At 71.5% G+C, this 18,029-nt stretch carries 15 protein-coding genes; 8 read left to right on the forward strand and 7 right to left on the reverse strand.

The window, feature by feature from the left end:
• Positions 1-28: 28 nt before the first annotated feature.
• Positions 29-1,051 carry a metal ABC transporter substrate-binding protein gene (locus ACF08F_RS15845; RefSeq protein ID WP_392299043.1) on the reverse strand — a complete coding sequence of 341 codons (1,023 nt, stop codon included), beginning with the start codon at positions 1,049-1,051 and terminating at the stop codon, positions 29-31.
• A gap of 223 nt (positions 1,052-1,274) precedes the next feature.
• On the opposite strand from ACF08F_RS15845, the gene ACF08F_RS15850 reads away from it, so the two are divergent.
• On the forward strand, positions 1,275-2,657 hold the full coding sequence (locus ACF08F_RS15850; RefSeq protein ID WP_392299044.1) for a glycine--tRNA ligase: 1,383 nt from the start codon (positions 1,275-1,277) through the stop codon (positions 2,655-2,657).
• A 94-nt stretch (positions 2,658-2,751) separates the two neighbouring features.
• Here ACF08F_RS15850 and ACF08F_RS15855 read toward each other — a convergent pair whose 3' ends face one another.
• Together ACF08F_RS15855 and ACF08F_RS15860 are read right to left on the reverse strand one after the other, a co-directional pair.
• Complete coding sequence (locus ACF08F_RS15855) at positions 2,752-3,342, reverse strand: TetR family transcriptional regulator (protein WP_392299045.1); 591 nt, start codon at positions 3,340-3,342, stop codon at positions 2,752-2,754.
• A gap of 16 nt (positions 3,343-3,358) precedes the next feature.
• Positions 3,359-4,408, reverse strand: coding sequence for an aldo/keto reductase (locus tag ACF08F_RS15860; protein ID WP_392299046.1), 1,050 nt, complete (start codon positions 4,406-4,408; stop codon positions 3,359-3,361).
• A gap of 266 nt (positions 4,409-4,674) precedes the next feature.
• Between ACF08F_RS15860 and ACF08F_RS15865 the strand changes: the two genes are divergently transcribed.
• Positions 4,675-4,866, forward strand: coding sequence for a DUF6243 family protein (locus ACF08F_RS15865; protein WP_392299047.1), 192 nt, complete (start codon positions 4,675-4,677; stop codon positions 4,864-4,866).
• Positions 4,867-4,918: 52 nt separating this feature from the next.
• Here the strand turns inward: ACF08F_RS15865 and ACF08F_RS15870 are convergent, their stop codons facing one another.
• Positions 4,919-6,376 carry an MFS transporter gene (locus ACF08F_RS15870; RefSeq protein ID WP_392299048.1) on the reverse strand — a complete coding sequence of 486 codons (1,458 nt, stop codon included), beginning with the start codon at positions 6,374-6,376 and terminating at the stop codon, positions 4,919-4,921.
• A 110-nt stretch (positions 6,377-6,486) separates the two neighbouring features.
• Between ACF08F_RS15870 and ACF08F_RS15875 the strand changes: the two genes are divergently transcribed.
• The 4 genes from ACF08F_RS15875 (at position 6,487) to ACF08F_RS15890 (ending at position 13,354) form a co-directional block, all read left to right on the forward strand.
• Positions 6,487-7,386 carry a helix-turn-helix transcriptional regulator gene (locus tag ACF08F_RS15875; RefSeq protein WP_392299049.1) on the forward strand — a complete coding sequence of 300 codons (900 nt, stop codon included), beginning with the start codon at positions 6,487-6,489 and terminating at the stop codon, positions 7,384-7,386.
• A 62-nt stretch (positions 7,387-7,448) separates the two neighbouring features.
• A complete protein-coding gene (dusB, locus tag ACF08F_RS15880; protein ID WP_392299050.1) occupies positions 7,449-8,585 on the forward strand; it encodes a tRNA dihydrouridine synthase DusB in 1,137 nt (378 codons plus the stop codon).
• A 366-nt stretch (positions 8,586-8,951) separates the two neighbouring features.
• Positions 8,952-11,663 carry a pyruvate, phosphate dikinase gene (gene ppdK / locus ACF08F_RS15885; protein ID WP_392299124.1) on the forward strand — a complete coding sequence of 904 codons (2,712 nt, stop codon included), beginning with the start codon at positions 8,952-8,954 and terminating at the stop codon, positions 11,661-11,663.
• A gap of 656 nt (positions 11,664-12,319) precedes the next feature.
• On the forward strand, positions 12,320-13,354 hold the full coding sequence (locus tag ACF08F_RS15890; RefSeq protein WP_392299051.1) for a helix-turn-helix domain-containing protein: 1,035 nt from the start codon (positions 12,320-12,322) through the stop codon (positions 13,352-13,354).
• Here the strand turns inward: ACF08F_RS15890 and ACF08F_RS15895 are convergent.
• A complete protein-coding gene (locus ACF08F_RS15895; RefSeq protein ID WP_392299052.1) occupies positions 13,324-14,481 on the reverse strand; it encodes an alkaline phosphatase PhoX in 1,158 nt (385 codons plus the stop codon). The two genes, ACF08F_RS15890 and ACF08F_RS15895, sit on opposite strands and share 31 nt — an antisense overlap.
• A 233-nt stretch (positions 14,482-14,714) precedes the next feature.
• Here ACF08F_RS15895 and ACF08F_RS15900 point away from each other — a divergent pair, with 233 nt between their 5' ends.
• Positions 14,715-15,167 carry a group III truncated hemoglobin gene (locus ACF08F_RS15900; protein WP_392299053.1) on the forward strand — a complete coding sequence of 151 codons (453 nt, stop codon included), beginning with the start codon at positions 14,715-14,717 and terminating at the stop codon, positions 15,165-15,167.
• A 123-nt stretch (positions 15,168-15,290) separates the two neighbouring features.
• Positions 15,291-15,704, forward strand: a complete 414-nt coding sequence (locus ACF08F_RS15905; protein WP_392299054.1) for a VOC family protein — start codon at positions 15,291-15,293, stop codon at positions 15,702-15,704.
• Positions 15,705-15,734: 30 nt separating this feature from the next.
• On the opposite strand, the gene ACF08F_RS15910 is transcribed toward ACF08F_RS15905, so the two are convergent.
• A complete protein-coding gene (locus ACF08F_RS15910; RefSeq protein WP_392299055.1) occupies positions 15,735-16,556 on the reverse strand; it encodes an SDR family NAD(P)-dependent oxidoreductase in 822 nt (273 codons plus the stop codon).
• 71 nt (positions 16,557-16,627) lie between these two features.
• Positions 16,628-18,016: an MFS transporter gene (locus tag ACF08F_RS15915; protein WP_392299056.1), complete on the reverse strand. Its 1,389-nt coding sequence runs from the start codon at positions 18,014-18,016 to the stop codon at positions 16,628-16,630.
• Between the last annotated feature and the right edge of the window lie 13 nt (positions 18,017-18,029).

Here is an 18,029-nt window from a genome sequence, read left to right on the forward strand (position 1 = left end):
GCTCGTGCCTCCTGCTGTGCTGCTGTGGTCACTTGGCGCCGAGGGCCTTCTTCAGCGCGGCGAGGTTGGACTGCATGACCTCGATGTAGTCATCGCCCTTGGACTTGTCCGTGATTCCCTCCAGCGGGTCGAGCACGTCGGTCGTGAGACCGGTGTCGCCCGCGAGGGTCTTCGCGGTCTTGTCGCTCGCGAGGGTCTCGAAGAAGACGGTGGAGACCTTGTCCTTCTTCGCGATGTCCTGGAGTTCCTTGATGCGGGCGGGGCTCGGCTCGGACTCGGGGTCGATGCCGGTGATGCCCTCCTGCTCCAGGCCGTAGCGCTCGGCGAGGTAGCCGAAGGCGGAGTGCGTGGTGATGAAGGTCCTGGTGGTGGTGTTCTTCAGGCCCGTCTCGAACTGGGTGTCCAGGTCGCCGAGCTTCTTCACCAGGGCGGCGGTGTTCTTCTTGTAGTCCGTGGCGTGGGCCGGGTCGGCCTTCTCCAGGGCGGCGCCGACGCCCTTGGCGACCTCGGCGTACTTCACGGGGTCGAGCCAGATGTGCGGGTCGGTGCCGGCCTCGGTGCTGTGGTCGTGGCCCTCGTGGCCCTCGTGCCCGGCTTCCTCGGCGCCGTGCTCCTCGCCGTGTGCGGCGTGCTCCTCGGCGGACTCGCCCTCGTGGCCGGCCTCGGTGCCGTGCGCCTCGAGCTTCGTGAGGCCGGCGGCGTCGACGGTGTTCTCGACGCCGGCCTGGGCGATGGCGTCGTCGACGGCGGGCTGGATGCCCTTGAGGTAGAGGATGACGTCGGCCTCGCCGAGCTCGCCGATCTGCCGCGGCTTGAGCTCCAGGTCGTGGGGTTCGACGCCGGGCTTGGTGAGCGTGTCGACGGAGACGTGGCCGCCGCCTATCTGCTCGGCCAGGTACTGCATGGGGTAGAACGACGCGACCACGTCCAGCTTGCCGCTGCTCCCCTTGTCGGCGGCGTCGGAGGTTCCGGCGCAGGCGGACAGGGTGACGAGACCGAGCGCGACGGCTCCGGTGACGGCGGTGGCGGGTATCAGGCGACGTACGTTCATGACACTCATTTTCAACAAAACTGGAAACGATTGTCAATTGTCGTATGTGTGGTCCGGCCCACGGTGCGGCCCACGGTGCGGTCGCCGGGGTGGTCGGGCGGTGGTCGGACGGGCCCCGCGCCCGGGCCGCTCGCTCCCCGTCGCAGAACCGATTTGATACGGGGGGTGCGGGCGCCGGTAACCTGTGGCATTCGCACTTCGTCGTCGTAATGAAGAGAGCACCGTGGCCGCCGACAAGATCGACACCATCGTCAGCCTGAGCAAGCGCCGTGGCTTCGTCTACCCGTGCAGTGAGATCTACGGCGGCCAGCGTGCCGCCTGGGACTACGGACCGCTGGGTGTCGAGCTCAAGGAGAACCTCAAGCGCCAGTGGTGGCGTTACATGGTCACCGCGCGCGAGGACGTCGTCGGCATCGACTCGTCGGTGATCCTGGCCACCGAGGTCTGGGAGGCCTCCGGTCACGTCGCCACGTTCACCGACCCGCTGACCGAGTGCACCTCCTGCCACAAGCGCTTCCGCGCGGACCACCTGGAGGAGGCGTACGAGGCGAAGCACGGCCGTCTCCCCGAGAACGGCTTCGCCGACCTCAACTGCCCCAACTGCGGCAACAAGGGCACCTTCACCGAGCCCAAGCAGTTCTCCGGCCTGCTCTCCACGCACCTCGGCCCGACCCAGGACACCGGCTCCGTCGCCTACCTGCGTCCCGAGACCGCCCAGGGCATCTTCACCAACTTCGGCCAGGTCCAGCAGACCTCGCGCAAGAAGCCCCCGTTCGGCATCGGCCAGATGGGCAAGTCCTTCCGGAACGAGATCACTCCGGGCAACTTCATCTTCCGCACGCGCGAGTTCGAGCAGATGGAGATGGAGTTCTTCGTCAAGCCGGGCGAGGACGAGCAGTGGCAGGAATACTGGATGGAGCAGCGCTGGAACTGGTACACGGGCCTGGGTCTCCGTGAGGAGAACATGCGCTGGTACGAGCACCCGAAGGAGAAGCTCTCCCACTACTCGAAGCGCACCGCCGACATCGAGTACCGCTTCCAGTTCGGCGGCAGCGAGTGGGGCGAGCTGGAGGGCGTCGCCAACCGCACCGACTACGACCTGAACGCGCACTCCAAGGCCTCCGGCGCCAACCTCACGTACCTGGACCAGGAGACCGGCGAGCGCTACACGCCGTACGTCATCGAGCCCGCCGCCGGTGTCGGCCGCGCGATGCTGGCCTTCCTCCTCGACGCGTACAACGAGGACGAGGCCCCCAACGCCAAGGGCGTCATGGAGAAGCGCGTCGTGCTGCGCCTCGACCCGCGCCTGGCCCCGGTCAAGGTCGCCGTCCTGCCGCTCTCCCGCAACCCGCAGCTCTCCCCGAAGGCCAAGGGCCTGGCGGCGGACCTGCGGCAGAACTGGAACATCGAGTTCGACGACGCCGGCGCCATCGGCCGCCGCTACCGCCGTCAGGACGAGATCGGCACCCCGTTCTGCGTGACCGTCGACTTCGACACCCTCGACGACAACGCGGTGACCGTGCGCGAGCGCGACACCATGAAGCAGGAGCGCGTCTCCCTCGACCAGATCCAGGGCTACCTGGGCAGCCGCCTCCTCGGCTGCTGAATCTGATCGTCCGTACGCGAAGGCCCCCGGTTCCGTCCTCGGAACCGGGGGCCTTCACGTGCATGCCGGGTCATGACCCTCAGGGCCGTGACCGTCAGGCCTTCAGTGCCCGCTGGACCAGGGAGACGACCGCCGTGAAGGCTTCCTCGACGTCCGGGGCCGACCAGTCGGCGGCGTGGGCCGGGTTGTGGAAGCGGTCCGTGGCGTCGAAGACCGCGCGGGCCGTCGTCGTGGCGTCCTTCTCCGGGGCGGCGAACAGGTTCTCGGTGCGGCCGTCCGCCAGGATCCGGGCGATCTGCTCGACGAGGTGGTCCTCGTGCCGGTCGACGACCGCGCTGTTCTCGCCGATCAGGACCTGGAACGTGGCCATCAGCTCGGGGTCGCCGCCCGCCTTGCGCCGCTTCAGGGTGAAGAGGGCCGTGAGCCAGCCGGTGAGCCGCTCGTCCGCGGGCTCGCCGCCGTCGACGTACGGGCGCAGGGCGACGATCGTCCGCTCCAGCCACCGCTCGGTGACCGCCTCGCGGAGGGCCGCCTTCGTACGGAAGTGGCGGTACACGCTGCCGTGGCTGACGCCGAGGACCCGGGCCACGTCGACGACGGTCGCCTTCGCGGGGCCGTAACGCCGGAGCACCTCCTCGGTGGCTTCGAGGATGCGCTCGGCGGTCAGGGTCTCGGTGGCGGCCATGCGACGACAGTACCTGTCAGCGCTCGCTGTCCAGGTGGGCCATCTGCGCGGCCGGGTAGCGCTCGCCGGCCGCGGCGCCCGCCGGGACGGCCTCCTCGATCGCCGCGAGGTCGGCGGCGTCGAGCGTGACGTCCAGGGCGCCGAGCGCCTCCGCGAGCCGGTCCCGGCGGCGGGCGCCGACCAGCGGGACGATGTCCGCGCCCTGTCGTTCGCCCTGCGCGAGGACCCAGGCGATGGCGGTCTGCGCGACCGTGACGCCCTTCGCCTCGGCGAGCGCCCGCAGCCGGTCCACCAGGTCGAGGTTCCGGTGGAGGTTGTCGCCCTGGAAGCGCGGGCTCATGCCCCGGAAGTCGTCCGGCGCCAGCTCGCGGTCCCGGGTGAAGTGGCCGCTGATCAGGCCGCGCGACAGCACTCCGTACGCCGTGACGCCGATGCCCAGCTCGCGCGCGGCCGGGAGGATCTTCTCCTCGATGGAGCGGGAGATCAGCGAGTACTCGATCTGGAGGTCGGCGATCGGGGCCACCGCCGCCGCCCTGCGCAGGGTGTCCGCGCCGACCTCGGAGAGACCGATGTGGCGGACGTGGCCCGCCTCGACCAGCTCGGCGATCGCGCCGACGGTCTCCTCGATCGGGACGTCGGGGTCGACACGGGCGATCCGGTAGATGTCGATGTGGTCGGTGCCGAGGCGCTGGAGCGAGTACGCCGCGAAGTTCTTCACCGCGGCCGGGCGGCCGTCGTACCCGGTGAAGCCGCCCTCGACCGTGCGCAGCGCGCCGAACTTCACGCTGGTCAGCGCCTGCTCGCGGGCGGCCGCCGGGGCGCTGCGGAGCGCTTCGGCGATCAGGAGCTCGTTGTGCCCCATTCCGTAGAAGTCACCCGTGTCGAGCAGGGTCACCCCGGCGTCCAGCGCGGCGTGGAGGGTGGCGATCGACTCGGCGCGGTCGCTCTCCCCGTACAGCGCGGACATGCCCATGCAGCCGAGGCCGAGGGCGGAGACCGCGGGGCCGGTGGTGCCGAGCCGGCGGGTGGGGACGAGGGCGGGGGCGGGGTTCTGGTTCGTGGTCATGGGACAACCATGACATGTGCGATGACAGATTTCAATATCTGTCATCTGTCGGAAGGGGGAGGGAGAGTGGGGGAGGCTGGGTGAGGTGGGGGTGGGGCGGGGGTCAGGTGGGGGTGGAGTGGGGTGGGGGCGTGGGGAAAAACGGGTGCCGCCCTTTCGGCGCCGGGGTAGCGTCAGCGGCATGTCTCTGTTCTTCCAGATCTACGAGTGAGCGCGCCGCACAGGCCGACCGACCATCGCCCACCTCACTGATTGGGAGAACCCCCATGGGCAAGAGCCGAAACGACCTCCTCGGCGTCGGCGGACAGCGCAAGAAGCTGTCCCGCGCCGACCAGCACGGCACCGGACGGAGCCGCGGCACCGTCCGCCGGACCGCCGACGACCAGAAGCAGGAGCTCCTGCGCAAGATGCGCGAGCGCGCGCAGGGAGCCGGGGCCGCCGAGAGCGGCCAGGAGTAGCGGTCACCGAGTGAGCGGAGGGCCCGGGGTGTCGCCACCCCGGGCCCTTCTCTCAGCCCAGGTTCCTCGGCAGCCGCAGCGCGAGCACCGCGGTCACGAGCGCCGCCGCGAGCTGGAGGAGCAGCGTCACCGTCAGGGCCGTCCCCGACTCCGGGCCGGCGGCGGACAGGCTCAGGAAGAGCGTGCCGAGGGTGGCGACGCCCAGCGTCAGCGCCGTCTGCTGCGTCGTCACCAGGACCCCGCTGCCCACGCCCGCCCGCTCCGGCGGCACGTCCGAGAGCACCACCCGGAAGAGCACCGGGAGCTGGAGCCCCTGCCCGAGGCCCGCGAGGGCCATCCCGGGGAGCAGGCGCCCCACCGACAGATCCGGCCAGGACCGCCAGGCCGTCAGGGCGATCAGCCCCAGGCCGAGCGCCTGGAGCAGGGCGCCCGCCGGAACCACCCGGGTGCCCCACCGCCGTACGAGCCGGGGACCCGCCAGCGAGGCCCCGAAGAAGGCCACCGCCATCGGGACGAGCGCCAGACCCGAGGCCACCGCACCCAGGCCCAGGCCCTGCTGGAGCGCCACCGCGATCACGAACATGAAGCCGCCGAAGCCGCCGGACAGCGGCAGCACCAGGAGCAGCCCGCGCCGCAGCGAGACCAGGCCGAGCAGGCTCGGCGGGACCAGCGGGGTGTCGCCCCGCTCCTCCGCCCGCCGCTCCACCCGCCAGAAGGCCGCCGCCGCACACGGGGACACCGCGAGCGAGACCCAGGTCCACGGCGGCCACCCGGCCGTTCGGCCCTCCGTCAGCGGGGCGAGCAGGGTGAGCAGCGCGACCGCGAGGAGCAGGGTGCCCCGGACGTCGACCGGGGCCGGCCGGTCCGCGCGGGTCTCCGGCACGGTCCGCAGGGCGAGCAGCAGGCCCACGACCGCCACCGGCACGTTCACCAGGAAGACCGAGCGCCAGCCCGTGCCCGCGACGTCGGCGGCGACGAGGACGCCGCCCAGGATCTGACCGGTCACCATCGACAGGCCGGCGGTCGCCCCGTACAGGCTCAGCGCCTTCGCCCGGCGCGGTCCCGACGTCGAGGCGTGGATGGTCGCGAGCACCTGCGGCAGCATCAGGGCCGCCGCGGCGCCCTGGGCCACCCGGGCCGCGACGAGGGTCCACGCGTCCGGCGCGAGCCCGCAGGCCAGCGAGGTCAGGCCGAAGGCGGTCATGCCGGCGAGGAAGAGACGGCGGCGGCCGAAGAGGTCTCCGAGGCGTCCGCCGAGGACGAGGAGGACGGCGTACGACAGGCCGTAGCCGGTCACGACGAGTTCCAGCAGCGAGGGGCCGGCCGCCAGGTCCCGGCCGACGGAGGGCAGGGCGACGTTGACGATGAAGAAGTCGATCAGCGGCAGCGCGGCCCCGAGGAGAACGGTGAACAGGCCCAGCGGGCCGAGCGGCGAGGCGCCGGCGCCCCGGCCGGCGGTCGGTGCGCCGGACCGGGCGGAGGCGGAGGGGGAGGCGGAGGTCGAAGTCACGCCTTCGACGATCCGCGCGCGCTCAGACTGGTACCAGAGTCTCCTTATCCTGGTACAAGCACTACCTGGCAACCGGCCGGCCGCCTTGGCACGCTGGAGGAGTGACGATCATGACGACGCCCGTGGCCGCGGCTCCCGTGCCGGCGACCGGCGCGGCCTCGCCCGCGGACCGGCGGCACGAGCTCGCCGCCTTCCTCCGCAGCCGCCGCGAGCGCATCACCCCCGAGCAGGTCGGCCTGCCCAGGGGCCGCCGTCGCCGGACCCCCGGCCTGCGCCGCGAGGAGGTCGCCCACCTCTCCGCCGTCGGCGTCACCTGGTACACCTGGCTGGAACAGGCCCGCGACATCCAGGTCTCCCCGCAGGTCCTCGACGCCCTCGCCGACGCGCTGCTTTTTGACCCGACCGAGCGGAGCCACCTCTTCGCCCTCGCCGGGCACTCCGACCCGCACCCCGGGACGAGCTCCCCGGCCGTCACGCCCGCGCTGCGGAAGATGCTCGACCAGCTGGAGCCGCTGCCCGCCGCCGTCCAGAACAGCAGGTTCGACTTCCTCGCCTACAACCGCACCTTCGGGCGGCTCTTCCGCGACCTGGACGCCCTGCCCCGCGAGGACCGGAACTCCCTCTGGCTGGCCTGCACCGACGCGGACTTCCGGGCCGCCGCCACCGATCTGCCGGACCTCCTCCCCGTCCTCGCCGGGAAGCTCCGCGCCGCCATGGCCGAGCACCTCGCGGAGCCCGCCTGGAAGGCGCTCGTCCAGCGGCTCGAAGCGGCGTCGCCCGAGTTCCGGAGGATCTGGGCCCGGCACGACGTGGTCGCCCCGGGCGGGCGCACCAAGGTCATCCACAACGCCCTCGTCGGTGTGCTCCGGTTCGAGCACACCAACCTGTGGCTCGGCCCGACCTCCGGGCCGTGCCTCGTGACGTACGTCCCCGTGGACGAGACGACCCGGGCCGGCGTGGAGCGGCTCCTCGCCCTGGTCACCGAGGAGGACGGAGCCGCGCGCGTGTGAGCTCCGGCATGTTCGGATAGTACGGCTAACTAATGACCGGCGCAGTGCGCGACAATGGCCCAATGACCGCGTTCTCCCCTCTCGCCATCGGGCCGCACATCGTGCAGCCGCCGGTGGTGCTCGCCCCGATGGCCGGCATCACCAACGCCCCCTTCCGTACCCTCTGCCGCGAGTTCAGCGGCGGCAAGGGGCTGTTCGTGAGCGAGATGATCACGACGCGCGCCCTGGTCGAGCGCAACGAGAAGACGATGCAGCTCATCCGGTTCGACGAGACCGAGAAGCCGCGCTCGATCCAGCTGTACGGGGTGGACCCCGTGACGGTCGGCAAGGCCGTGCGGATGATCGTCGACGAGGACCTCGCCGACCACATCGACCTGAACTTCGGCTGCCCCGTCCCCAAGGTGACGCGGAAGGGCGGCGGCTCGGCCCTCCCGTACAAGCGGCCGCTGCTGCGCGCGATCCTGCACGAGGCCGTGAGCAACGCGGGCGACCTGCCGGTCACGATGAAGATGCGCAAGGGCATCGACGACGACCACATCACCTACCTCGACGCGGGCCGGATCGCGGTCGAGGAGGGCGTCACGGCGATCGCCCTCCACGGGCGGACCGCGGCCCAGCACTACGGCGGCACGGCGGACTGGGACGCCATCGCGCGCCTCAAGGAGCACGTGCCCGAGATCCCGGTCCTCGGCAACGGCGACATCTGGTCGGCCGACGACGCCCTGCGGATGATGCGGGAGACGGGCTGCGACGGTGTCGTCGTCGGGCGCGGCTGCCTGGGCCGTCCGTGGCTCTTCGGCGACCTCGTGGCGGGCTTCGAGGGCACGGGGGAGTACGCCCAGCCGGGACTGCGGGTGGTCGCGGACGCGATGGTGAAGCACGCGCGGCTGCTCGGCGAGTGGCTGGGCGACGAGGCACGCGGTGTCATCGACTTCCGCAAGCATGTGGCCTGGTACCTGAAGGGCTTCGCGGTCGGCTCCGAGATGCGTAAGAAGCTCGCCGTCACCTCCTCCCTGGACGAGCTGAGCGCTCAGTTGAGCGAGCTCGACCTGGACCAGCCGTGGCCCGTCGGCGCGGACGGCCCTCGGGGTCGTACGTCCGGAAACAACCGAGTTGTCCTGCCGGACGGCTGGTTGAAGGACCCGTACGACTGCGCGGGCGTGAGCGAGGACGCAGAGCTGGACACGTCCGGCGGGTGAGATCCGGGCAGGAATCGACCGTTCCTGAGGAGTGATCCTCGCCACCCCTGAGGGGGGTGGTGCTCACATGAGCAGGTAACGGACGGCTGCACAGCCTGAAGGGTGGCACTGGGTGCCACCCTTTTTGCGTTCAAGAAGTGAACGCAAGTGCTGTGATGTACGCTCAAGTGAGCGGCGAACCTCTATTTTGGGTTATCTGAGCTTCGGGGTCTGAAAGCGGAAGCTACCTCTCAGTTACTTTCGATGTGCTGGCGGACGGGTGGTTAAGACCATGTGACCGGCAGGCGTACCTCCACAGACGCCTTCGATCTGGGTATGTTCCTCGCCGTCAGGGCAGCCAACCGAGTCATCGAGGAGTCGGGACCCGTGTCGGAAATTAATGATCAGAAGTTCGTCTACGACTTCACCGAGGGCAACAGGGACCTGAAGGACCTGCTCGGTGGCAAGGGCGCGAACCTCGCCGAGATGACCAACCTCGGCCTGCCGGTTCCCCCCGGCTTCACGATCACCACCGAGGCGTGCAAGGTCTACCTCGAGAGCGGTTCGGAGCCCGTCGCGCTGCGCGACGAGGTGAGCGCCCACCTCGACGCGCTCGAGCAGCAGATGGGCAAGAAGCTGGGCCAGGCCGACGACCCTCTGCTGGTCTCGGTCCGCTCCGGAGCCAAGTTCTCCATGCCGGGCATGATGGACACGGTCCTCAACATCGGCCTCTCCGACGAGTCCGTGACCGGCCTCGCCCGCCAGGCCGACAACGAGCGCTTCGCGTGGGACTCGTACCGCCGCCTCATCCAGATGTTCGGCAAGACCGTGCTCGGCGTCGACGGCGAGCTCTTCGAGGAGGCCCTCGACGAGGCCAAGGCCGCGAAGAAGGTCGCCAGCGACACCGACCTGGACGCCGCCGACCTCAAGAAGGTCGTCAAGCAGTTCAAGAAGATCGTGAAGGCCCAGACCGGCCGCGACTTCCCCCAGGACGCGCGTGAGCAGATGGACCTCGCCATCGAGGCCGTCTTCAACTCCTGGAACACCGACCGCGCGAAGCTGTACCGCCGCCAGGAGCGCATCCCGGGCGACCTCGGCACCGCCGTCAACGTCTGCTCGATGGTCTTCGGCAACCTCGGCCCGGACTCCGGCACCGGCGTCGCCTTCACCCGCGACCCCGCCTCCGGCCACGCCGGCGTCTACGGCGACTACCTGCAGAACGCGCAGGGCGAGGACGTCGTCGCCGGTATCCGCAACACCGTGCCGCTGGCCGACCTCGAGTCGATCGACAAGAAGTCGTACGACCAGCTCATGCACATCATGGAGACCCTGGAGACCCACTACAAGGATCTCTGCGACATCGAGTTCACCATCGAGCGCGGCCAGCTCTGGATGCTCCAGACCCGCGTCGGCAAGCGCACCGCCGGTGCCGCCTTCCGCATCGCCACGCAGCTCGTGGACCAGGGCCTGATCGACGAGGCCGAGGCGCTCCAGCGCGTCACCGGCGCCCAGCTCGCGCAGCTCATGTTCCCGAAGTTCGACGAGAACGCGAAGGTCGAGCAGATCGGGCGCGGCATCGCCGCCTCCCCGGGCGCCGCCGTCGGCAAGGCCGTCTTCGACTCGTACACCGCGGTCAAGTGGTCCCGCTCCGGCGAGAAGGTCATCCTGATCCGCCGCGAGACCAACCCGGACGACCTGGACGGCATGATCGCCGCCGAGGGCATCCTCACCTCGCGCGGCGGCAAGACCTCGCACGCCGCCGTCGTCGCCCGCGGCATGGGCAAGACCTGTGTCTGCGGCGCCGAGGAGCTCGAGGTCGACACCAAGCGCCGCCGGATGACCACGGCCGACGGCCAGGTCGTCGAGGAGGGCGACGTCGTCTCCATCGACGGCTCCACCGGCAAGGTGTACCTCGGTGAGGTACCCGTCGTGCCGTCCCCGGTCGTCGAGTACTTCGAGGGCCGCATGCACGCCGGCGCCGACGACGCCGACGAGCTCGTCGCCGCCGTGCACCGCGTCATGGCCTACGCGGACCGCGTCCGCCGCCTGCGCGTCCGCGCCAACGCCGACAACGCCGAGGACGCGCTGCGCGCCCGCCGCTTCGGCGCCCAGGGCATCGGCCTGTGCCGCACCGAGCACATGTTCCTCGGTGAGCGCCGCCAGTACGTCGAGCGCCTGATCCTCGCCGACACGGACGCCGAGCGCGAGGAGTCGCTGAAGGCCCTCCTGCCGCTGCAGAAGCAGGACTTCATCGAGCTCTTCGAGGCCATGGACGGGCTGCCCGTCACGGTCCGCCTGCTCGACCCGCCGCTGCACGAGTTCCTCCCCGACATCACCGAGCTGTCGGTGCGCGTCGCCCTCGCCGAGTCCCGCAAGGAACCGCACGAGAACGACCTGCGCCTGCTCCAGGCCGTGCACCGCCTGCACGAGCAGAACCCGATGCTGGGTCTGCGCGGTGTCCGCCTCGGCCTGGTCATCCCCGGCCTGTTCACCATGCAGGTCCGCGCCATCGCCGAGGCCGCCGCCCAGCGCGTCGACGCCAAGGGCGACCCGCGCGTCGAGATCATGATCCCGCTCGTCGGCACCGTCCAGGAGCTGGAGATCGTCCGCGAGGAGGCCGAGCAGGTCATCGCCGAGGTCCAGGCGCAGACCGGCGTCGAGCTGAAGCTCGCGCTCGGCACCATGATCGAGCTGCCGCGCGCCGCCGTGACCGCCGGCCAGATCGCCGAGGCCGCGGAGTTCTTCTCCTTCGGCACGAACGACCTGACGCAGACGGTCTGGGGCTTCTCCCGCGACGACGTGGAGGCCTCGTTCTTCACCGCGTACCTGGAGAAGGGCATCTTCGGCGTCAGCCCCTTCGAGACCATCGACAAGGACGGTGTCGGCGCGCTCGTGCGCAGCGCCGTCCAGGCCGGCCGGGCCACCCGCCCCGACATCAAGCTCGGTGTCTGCGGCGAGCACGGCGGCGACCCGGAGTCGGTGCACTTCTTCCACGAGGTCGGCCTCGACTACGTCTCCTGCTCGCCCTTCCGGATCCCGGTGGCGCGTCTGGAGGCCGGCCGTGCCGCGGCCGAGGCGAAGGGCAGCGACAGCCGCTGAGTCCTGCTGAACCGGTGTTCAGGAGCGGCGGTCGGGCCCTCCTGAACGCCGGTTCAGCAGCGGTACCGGCCCGGGCTGAACCCCCGTTCAGCAGCGGCGCCGACCCCTGCTGAACCCCCGTTCAGCAGCGGAAATAGCGGAACCACCGGGCCGCCGCCGGTCACTTTCGACCCTCACCGGCGGGCGGCGGGCCCGGGCACCAAAGAGAGACGGGGCGGACACCTTTGTGCGGAGGTGTCCGCCCCGTCGTGTTTCAGCCCGATCGAGGCCGCTCATTTTGCTTGATCGTCGATCAGATGTGAGTTCCTGTTCAATTTCGGCCGATTGAATTATTGGCCATTGAACTTTCCTGTTTCCTCGACGCAAAGAACGGGGCGGGCGCGACCCCCGGATCCCCACCCGGAGGCCGCGCCCTTTACCGATGTCGGGCAGGTGAGCCGCAACCTCGCCGACCGCCGCCGGACGCGCAAAGCCCCCCACGGTCTTCGCCACGTCACCTCGGTCCTGAAGGTTTCCTGCCCGACCCGCACAGCTTTTCGTTTCCGCCCCGATCGCCGCGATGCTTTTCAACTGTGGCTGAAACACCCTGGTAACGTGCTGTGATGCTGTGCATACTCGTCGTCGGGGGTGGTTGCGAGTGCACAGGTGGGGACGTCATGCTGCGGATTCATTTCACCGGAAACGACTTGGCGGGGGTGCGGACGGCCGCCCGGCCGGATGTTCTGTGGGAAACCATTCTCAGCTTTCACCGCTTAAGGGACCGGCGCGGATCCGTCGTGTACCGGGAATGGCGCTCGGCGGCCCGCTCGCGGCTCGGCGGTGAGACCCGCCTCCTCGCCGCGCTCGTTCCCAGCCGCGGCTATTTTCCCGACTTCCTGACGCCCGCCGAGGGCGTCCACGGCCTCGACGAGGGCCTCCAGGCGATCCGCGCGACCGACGCCGGCCGGCTCCGCGGCGAGCTCTCCCTGCTCGCCGCCGACCGCTCCGGCGCCCGGACCGTGCCCCATTCGCTGCGGGCCCTCGCCGACGGCGGGGCGGAGCCCTTCGACCGGCTCGTGGGGGCCCTGCGGAGCTACCACAGGGCCGCGATCGAGCCGTACTGGCCGCACATCCGGGCCCGCGTGGAGGCCGACCGGGCGCGCCGCGGCCGGGCCCTGCTCGACGGCGGCGCCGACGAACTGCTCGCCTCGCTGCCGCCGATGCTGCGCTGGCGCGCGCCCGTCCTGGAGGCCGACTACCCGGTCGACCGGGACGTCCACCTCGACGGGCGGGGGCTGCTGCTCCAGCCCTCGTACTTCTGCCGGGGCACTCCGGTCGTACTGCGCGACCCCGAGCTGCCGCCGGTCCTCGTCTACCCCGTCACCCACGGCGAGGCGCCGACCGTCCGCGAGCCGGGCGGCTCCTCGCTCGCCAAGCTGGTCGGCCAGACCCGCTCGACGGTCCTGCACGCCATCGGGGACGGCGGTACGACGAGCGAGCTCGCGCGCCGCGCGGGGGTCTCGCTCGCCTCCGCCAGCCAGCACGCGGGCGTGCTCCGGGAGGCCGGGCTCATCGCGACCCTCCGCCACGGCAACGCGGTCCTGCACACACTGACGCCGTTGGGCGCCGCCTTGCTCGGCGGCGCCCAACGGCCGGTGGAACTGCGATGTCACACGGCGAGCTACGCGCGGAACGGGCCGGTCACCTCGTAGGTGATGCCGCCCGAGGAGCTGCCGCTCGTGCCCCGCTGGCTGGAGAAGTAGAGGCGCGAGCCGTCGGGGGAGAAGGCCGGTCCGGTGATCTCGGAGCCGGACTGGCCGGTGATCCGGAGGAACGGGGCGACGACGTCGTCCGGGGTGATGACGCAGATCTCCATGTTGCCGCCGTCCTCGGAGACGAACAGGTCGCCGGAGGTGGTGCCGGTGACGTTGTCGACACCCGTCAGCGGGGCGCCGCCGCCGGAGACCAGCGAGTCGTCGTAGGCCAGCTCGTACGTGCCGGCGGCGAGGTTCACCTGCCAGACGCGGTTGTCGCCCTTGGTGGTGAACCAGACGGTGTCGTCCGCGTAGTAGCAGCCCTCGCCGCCGTTGAAGCGCTTGGCGCCGGAGACCTGGTTGCGGGTGGTGGTCGGCGAGCCGTCCGGGTCCGGCACGTTCTGCCAGGTGAAGGTGCCGGAGGTGCCGGTGCCGGCCTTGAAGACCTGGAGGGTGCCGGAGGAGAGGTTGCCCCAGGTGGTCGGCAGGAAGCGGTAGAAGCAGCCGTCCGACTCGTCCTCGGTCAGGTAGATCGCCTGGCGGACCGGGTCGGCCGCGGCGGCCTCGTGCTTGAACCGGCCCATCGCGTCGCGGCGGTAGCTCGTGCCGCCCCACGGGTTCGACTCGTAGACGTAGCCGAGGGAGACCTCCTCGCAGGACAGCCAGGTGTTCCACGGCGTGGCGCCGCCCGCGCAGTTCTGGCGGGTGTTGGAGAGGATCCGGTACGCGCCGGTGATCGTGCCCGCGGAGTTGAACCTCACCGCGCTCGCGCCGCCGCTCGGGTTGATCTCCGAGTTCGAGACGTAGATCCAGCCGGTGCCGTCGGCGAAGCAGGCGCCGCCGTCGGGGGCGTTGTGCCAGGTGTAGGAGGTGCCGGTCACGGTCTGGCCGGACCGGGCGATCACCCGGCTGGTGAACCCGGCCGGCAGCAGGATGCCGTTCGAGTCCGCCGCGCCGAGCGCCCCGTAGGGGCCCGCGCCGGGCTGGGCGGGGGCGGCGAAGGCCGCTCCGTGCCAGAGGCTGCCGCCGAAGGCGGCGGCGGAGGTGCCGATGACCGCTCCACGCAGGAAACTGCGTCGCTCCACGTCTCACTCCTGAAGAGGGTGATGAACCGCCCCGCGCCGGTCGGCGGCGGGGTCGCGCGCTTCCGGAACCTAGAAGTCCCGCGTTGACGGTGCATCAACAAGCGGTGACGTGGAAGAGGCGGGGACGGGGCGAAGGGCCGTGCTCGGGGAGGGCTGGGGTGTGAGGGGAGTACGGGGCGTCCGGGACGTTCGGCACTGGGGGAACGGGGGGCCGGGCAGGCAGACTGGGAGGCATGAGCGCCACCGCCCGGGACATCAGCGACCGCGACGACCTCGACGTCGTCCTGCGCCGCTTCTACACGGCCGCCTTCGCGGACCCGCTCATCGGTCCCTTCTTCACCGAGATCGCCGGCACGGACCTGGAGGTCCACCTGCCGCGGATCACCGACTTCTGGGAGCGCGCCCTCCTCCGTACCGCCGACTACGGACGGGACGCCTTCGCGCCGCACGCCGCCCTCCACTCCGCGCGCCCGCTCACCGCCGCCCACTTCGGACGCTGGACGCAGCTCTGGCGCGCCACCGTCGACGGCCTCCACGAGGGCCCGAGGGCCGAGCGGGCCAAGGCGCAGGGCGAGCGGATCGCCGTCGCGATGCTGCGGCGGCTGGCCGGGCCGGACGCGGCGACCGCGGGCGGTGGCGGCGGATTCGTCCCGTTGGCGGCGTTCGAGCTGCGCTCGGTGGCCTGACCGGAGAAATCTTCGGAGAATTTCCCGGGAGAGCGATGAGTTCCGGGCGGGACGCCCGTCTTACCTCTCGACAGCGCCGGAACGCACCGAGCACCCCGGCCGCCCGACGGAAGAGAGCACGTCATGGCCCCGCAGATGATCTTCGTCAACCTGCCCGTGAAGGACCTCGACGCCAGCAAGGCCTTCTACGAGAAGCTCGGCTACTCCATCAACCCGGACTTCACCGACGAGACCGCCGCCTGCGTCGTCATCAGCGACACGATCTTCGCCATGCTGCTCACCGAGGAGAAGTTCAAGAGCTTCACCGCCCCGGGCAAGACGATCGCCGACGCCACGAAGGCCACCGAGGTGCTCATCACGCTCAGCGCCGAGAGCAAGGCCAAGGCCGACGAGCTGGCCGACGCGGCCCTCGCCGCCGGCGGCTCCCCGGCGAAGGAGCCGATGGACATGGGCTTCATGTACGGCCGGTCCTTCGCCGACCCGGACGGCCACCACTGGGAGGTCTTCTGGATGGACCCGAAGGCCGCCCAGGGCTGAGTCCCGGCCGGCCCCGCGTCGCCGTGTACGTCAGGCGGAGACCCCGCCGTCGATCACCAGGTCGGTGCCGACGGCGGAGCCCGCCGCGTCCGAGGCGAGGTACAGGACGGCCGCCGCGATCTCGGCGGCCGACGAGATCCGGCCGAGCGGGGACTGCTCCTTCATCCGGACCGCACGCTCGGCCTCGGTCTCGCCGGGCAGCAGCGACATCGAGGACTCCGACGCGCCCGGGCTGACCGCGTTGATGCGGACCCCGTCGGCGATGTGGTCCAGCGCCGCGGCCCTGGTCAGGGCGGAGACGGCCGCCTTCGAGACCTGGTAGCCGAAGATCCCGGGGAACCGGACGTGCGCCCCCAGGTTCGACGAGACGTTCACGATCGCCCCGCCGCCGTGCGCCCGCATGTGCGCCACCTCGGCCTGGAGGGCGTGCAGCACCCCCGTCACGTTGATGTCGAGCAGCGTGTGCCAGTCCTCCAGCGGGAAGTCGGCCGCGCTGTGGCCGCCCCGGAAGACCCCGGCGTTGTTGACGGCGACGTCGAGACCCCCGAAGAGCTCGACCGTGTGCCGGACCAGCTCCCGCGTGGACTCGGCTCCGGAGACGTCGGCCGTCACCGCCGCCGCGGTGCCTCCGGCGGCCTCGATCAGGGCGACCGTCTCGTCGAGCGGCCCGGCGGTCCGGCCCGCGACGACGACCTTCGCGCCCTCGGCGGCGAAGGCGAGCGCGATGACCCGGCCGAGGCCGGAGCCGCCGCCGGTGACGAGGGCGGTGCGGCCGGCGAAGCGCGCGGAGGAAACGGGCACGGAGGCGGACGCGGATACGGAGGCGGTTGCGGACGCGGATGCTGCGGACATGTCTGTGGACTCCCTTGTGAATGCTTCTGCTTGAGGTGCTTCTGCTTGCGTTGCTTCTGCTTGAGGTGCTTCTACGCGGTGCGGATCGTGGTGGCCGCGAGGGCGACGGCGAGGGCGGCGAACAGGACGGCCGAGGCCGCCAGCGACACCGCGTCGCCGCCGAGGGTGAGCAGGGCGGCGAAGAGCACGGTCGGCCCGAGCTCCATCGCCGTGTTCAGGACGCCGCCCGCGAGCCCCGCGCGGTGTGCCGGGACGCCGTCGGTGGCGAGGACGGCGGCGCCCGCGAACGACAGGGCGCCACCGGCCGGCAGCAGCAGGAGACCGGGCAGCAGCCCGTACGCGTACGGGACGGAGCCGTCGAAGCCGGTCGCGGCGAGCAGCCCGAGCCCGGCGGCGGCGGTGCCGAGCCCGGCCCCGGTCACCCGGCCGGCGCCGTACCGCCCGATCAGCGGGGCCGCGAGGCGGCCCGAGCCGAGCAGAGCGACCGCGAAGGGTACGAAGGCGGCGGAGGTGACGAGCGCGGACCAGCCGCGGCCCTCCTGGAGGGCGAGGGACAGCAGGACGAAGACCGTCGCCGTCCCGGCGGCCGTGAGGCCGATCGCCGCGAGCCCCAGGAGGCGGCGGCCGTCGCGCAGGAAGTCCGGCGGCAGGAGCGGGTCGTCCGTCCGCCGTTCCACCGCCGCGAAGGCGGCGAGCAGGACGAGGCCGGTGAGCAGCGGGACGAGGACCGGGGCGGAGCCCCAGGGGTGCGCGTCGGTGAGGACGAGCCCGAAGCTGGCGAGCGTGATCCCGGTGGTCGCGAGCAGCGCGCCGGGCAGGTCCAGGGCCCGGCCCGCACCGGGCGGGGTCGCGGGCAGCAGCCGGGGTGCGAGGAGCAGCGCGGCGAGGGTCACGGCGACCGGGACGGCGAAGGTGCCGCGCCAGGAGGCGGCGGCCGCGATCACGCCCGAGAGCAGGTTCCCGGCGGTCGCGCCGAGCACGGAGAGCCCGCCCCAGGTGGCCATCGCCCTGCCGTACGCGGCCGGTGCCGGGAACAGCGCCCGGAGCACGGCCATCGCGGCCGGGGCGACGAGCGCCGCGCCGACGCCCTGCCCGAAGCGGGCGGCGAGCAGCGTCTCGTACCCGGGGGCGAGCGGTGCCAGGGCGGAGGCGGCGCCGAAGACCAGGAGCCCGGAGGTGAGGGTCCGTCGTCCGCCGAAGCGGTCGGCGAGCCGGCCGCCGAGCAGGAGCAGCCCGGCGAAGGTCAGTCCGTAGGCGGCGCTCAGCAGGATCAGGTCGGCGCGGTCGAGCCGGAACTCGGTGCCGATGCGGGGGAGGGGGACGGCGAGGGCGGCGAGCGTGAAGACGAGCGTCATCTGCACACCTCCGAGCAGGAGGAAACCGCCGCGGGTGCGGGCCCCCAGGCCGTCCGCCTCCGCGGGCTCCCTGACCGCCGTCCGCGCCGTCCTCGTCGCTTCCATGACTCGTTCCCCC

The organism is Streptomyces sp. NPDC015130 (assembly GCF_043080005.1).
Lineage (GTDB): Bacteria > Actinomycetota > Actinomycetes > Streptomycetales > Streptomycetaceae > Streptomyces.

Bases quoted from the DNA above. Each gene is read 5' to 3' on its own strand.
- ACF08F_RS15845 (WP_392299043.1), bottom strand. From the start codon at position 1,051: ATGAACGTACGTCGCCTGATACCCGCCACCGCCGTCACCGGAGCCGTC.
- ACF08F_RS15855 (WP_392299045.1), bottom strand. From the start codon at position 3,342: ATGGCCGCCACCGAGACCCTGACCGCCGAGCGCATCCTCGAAGCCACC.
- ACF08F_RS15860 (WP_392299046.1), bottom strand. From the start codon at position 4,408: ATGACCACGAACCAGAACCCCGCCCCCGCCCTCGTCCCCACCCGCCGG.
- ACF08F_RS15865 (WP_392299047.1), top strand. From the start codon at position 4,675: ATGGGCAAGAGCCGAAACGACCTCCTCGGCGTCGGCGGACAGCGCAAG.
- ACF08F_RS15875 (WP_392299049.1), top strand. From the start codon at position 6,487: ATGACGACGCCCGTGGCCGCGGCTCCCGTGCCGGCGACCGGCGCGGCC.
- dusB (WP_392299050.1), top strand. From the start codon at position 7,449: ATGACCGCGTTCTCCCCTCTCGCCATCGGGCCGCACATCGTGCAGCCG.
- ACF08F_RS15890 (WP_392299051.1), top strand. From the start codon at position 12,320: ATGCTGCGGATTCATTTCACCGGAAACGACTTGGCGGGGGTGCGGACG.
- ACF08F_RS15900 (WP_392299053.1), top strand. From the start codon at position 14,715: ATGAGCGCCACCGCCCGGGACATCAGCGACCGCGACGACCTCGACGTC.
- ACF08F_RS15905 (WP_392299054.1), top strand. From the start codon at position 15,291: ATGGCCCCGCAGATGATCTTCGTCAACCTGCCCGTGAAGGACCTCGAC.
- ACF08F_RS15910 (WP_392299055.1), bottom strand. From the start codon at position 16,556: ATGTCCGCAGCATCCGCGTCCGCAACCGCCTCCGTATCCGCGTCCGCC.
- ACF08F_RS15915 (WP_392299056.1), bottom strand. From the start codon at position 18,016: ATGGAAGCGACGAGGACGGCGCGGACGGCGGTCAGGGAGCCCGCGGAG.